This is a genomic window from Nitrosophilus sp. (genome assembly GCF_982775275.1).
In genome coordinates, this window is record NZ_CEXZHP010000200.1 from 1 (window position 1) to 2,719 (window position 2,719).

Below are 2,719 nucleotides of genomic sequence, written 5' to 3' on the forward strand. Positions count from 1 at the left end.
AAACCTTTACTTTTATAATTTAAAGAAGATGATTTTATACTATTTTTTTCTATATTTTTTGAAAAAACAAAATCGATCTCACCCTTTTTTAAAACAACTTTTTTTAATACATTTTTTTTACCGATATTTTTATCGTTTTTTTTATCTTTTGCTACTTTTTTAACATTTTTCGTTTCATCTTTTTTTATGATTTTGGGTATTAGCGAATATAGCTCTTTTTCATAATTTTTATATTCGAATCCTAGCTTTTTTGAGCTCTTAATAAGCCCTTTTAAAGCCTCTTTTTTTAGGCTATTATCAGACTCTAAAATAGATCTAATATACAATGTTTTAAATTTATTGTAAGACTTTAGAATATCCTCTTTATTTTTAGAATTTAATAATCTATTAGCATCATTTAGCATCGGATAGTTTGAAGAAGCTATTAGCAGCGACAAAAGAAGAGTAAAAAGAAAAAATATCCTTTTAATTTTACTCCCCTTCCACAAGCTTTTGCATAAGCTCTTTTACGGATATAAGCTTATCGAGTCTATATCCGTTTGCTCCACTAAAAAAGAGCCCAAGTTCCAAATTTCCCATATATGCGTCACTTAGCCTATCTGCAATACAATAGCCAACCTCTTTAGCCTCTATACCTCTTTGGCATGGAGCTACACAGTTGCTTATACATTTGATTGGAGGACCTTCTCTTTTTTCTACCAATTTAATAAGATTTGTCTTTATACCTCTTGCTGGATACCCAACCGGCGATTTTAAAAGTAAGATATCCTCTTTTTTAGCTTCAAGCAAAACTTTTTTAAAATTATCGTGAGCGTCACACTCATATGTTCCTATAAATCTTGTTCCCATCTGCACTCCAGAGGCTCCAAGTTCTAAAAATTTTACTATATCGTTATGATCCCAAATTCCGCCGGCTGCTATTACCGGTATCTCCCCCCAACTTTTGGCTTCTTTTATAACTTCTGGCAAAATATTTTCAAGTTTATACTCTTCCATAAAACACTGCTCATAGGTAAAGCCTTGATGTCCTCCGCTTAAGGGCCCTTCTACGGTAACCGCGTCTGGGACTCTTTTGTATCTTTTTTCCCATCTTTTGCATATAATTTTTAAAGCTTTAGCGCTAGATACGATAGGAACAAGAGCAACATCTGGAAAATCTTCTGTAAATTCTGGCATATTAGTAGGAAGACCAGCACCGGTGATAATGATGTTTGCTCCAGCTTCGCATGCATCTTTTACAACTCTGCCATAATCGTTCATCGCATATAAAATATTACATCCTAAAGGTGCGTCTGCACATATTTTTCTAGCATTTTCAAAAATTTTAAAAAGAGCCTTTCTTGAATAGAAATTTTCAGTCTCAAGCGGTCTTGAGTTTATCTCTTTTTCTATATACTTTTTATTTTTATAATATCCTGTCCCTACGGCACTAATAACCCCAAGACCCCCCTCTTTGGATACAGACCCAGCAAGCCTGTCCCAACTTATTCCAACACCCATTCCACCTTGTATAATAGGATACTTTATCTCATATTTACCTATTTTTAAGCTTGGTAGTTTCACTTTGTAACCTTTAATTTTGCAAATTTTCTTTTTCCAACTTGAAGAATATATTCCCCCTCTTCAAGATGATAATCTTTATCTAAAATTTTTTCTTTATTAACCCTAACGGCTCCAGCTTGAATATCTCGCCTTGCTTGAGACGTGGAAGGCTCAATGCCGCATTCTACTAAAGCTTTGGCTATCCAAATAGGACCTTTTAACTCAAATTCAGGTATTTGGGATGGTATCTCTTTTTGTTTATGAACCTTATCAAACTCTTCTTTTGCTCTTTTAGCCGCCTCATCACCGTGAAATCTCGCAACAATCTCCGCGGCTAAAAGCTCTTTTGCGTATTTTGGATGTATTTTTGAATTTCTAACACCCTCTTGTAAAACCTCAATCTCTTCTAAAGTTTTTGAGCTTAATAACTCATAATATCTCCACATCAATTCATCTGAAATACTCATTATTTTAGCAAACATAGTATTAGGATCTTCTGTAACCCCTACATAATTCCCCAAAGATTTGCTCATTTTTTGAACACCATCAAGACCTTCAAGTATCGGCATCATAACAACAGCCTGCTCTTTTCCTATACCGTAACTTCTTTGAAGCTGTCTTCCCATCAAAAGATTAAACTTTTGATCCGTGCCACCTATTTCTATATCACTTTTTAAGTAAACGCTATCATAACCTTGCAGCAATGGATAAATAAATTCACTTATAGCTATAGGTTTATTAGCTTTGTATCTTTTTTCAAAATCATCTCTTTCCAACATTCTTGCTACGCTTACCAGTGTTGTCAATTCAACAAGACCGTGTGCACCTAATTTTTCTATCCAATGAGAGTTAAACAAAACATGCGTTTTATCAGGATCCAATATTTTAAATACCTGCTCTTCATAACTTTTTGCATTTTCTAAAACGGTTTTTTTATCAAGTTTTTTTCTTGTTTCGCTTTTTCCTGTTGGATCACCTATCATAGCAGTAAAATCGCCTATTATAAACTGAACGATTGCTCCATATTTTTGAAAAGTCGCCAGTTTTTGTAGTAAAACCGTATGACCCAAATGAAGATCTGGCGCGGTAGGATCAAATCCCGCTTTTACATAATAATGTTTATTATTTTCAAAATAATCTTTTAGGTATTCCATTATTATAAATAATTTTGTCACAA

The 2,719-nt window shown here is 33.5% G+C and carries 2 protein-coding genes and 1 pseudogene; all 3 read right to left on the reverse strand.

The annotated features are described in order from the left end of the window. Positions 1 to 404: pseudogene (locus AC30RD_RS08140) on the reverse strand (hypothetical protein); the annotation flags it as partial. A gap of 67 nt (positions 405 to 471) precedes the next feature. After that, positions 472 to 1,563, reverse strand: a complete 1,092-nt coding sequence (locus AC30RD_RS08145) for a nitronate monooxygenase (RefSeq protein WP_489493978.1) — start codon at positions 1,561 to 1,563, stop codon at positions 472 to 474. Next, positions 1,560 to 2,717, reverse strand: a complete 1,158-nt coding sequence (tyrS, locus tag AC30RD_RS08150) for a tyrosine--tRNA ligase (protein WP_489493979.1) — start codon at positions 2,715 to 2,717, stop codon at positions 1,560 to 1,562. The genes AC30RD_RS08145 and tyrS overlap by 4 nt, the downstream gene beginning before the upstream one ends. Between the last annotated feature and the right edge of the window lie 2 nt (positions 2,718 to 2,719).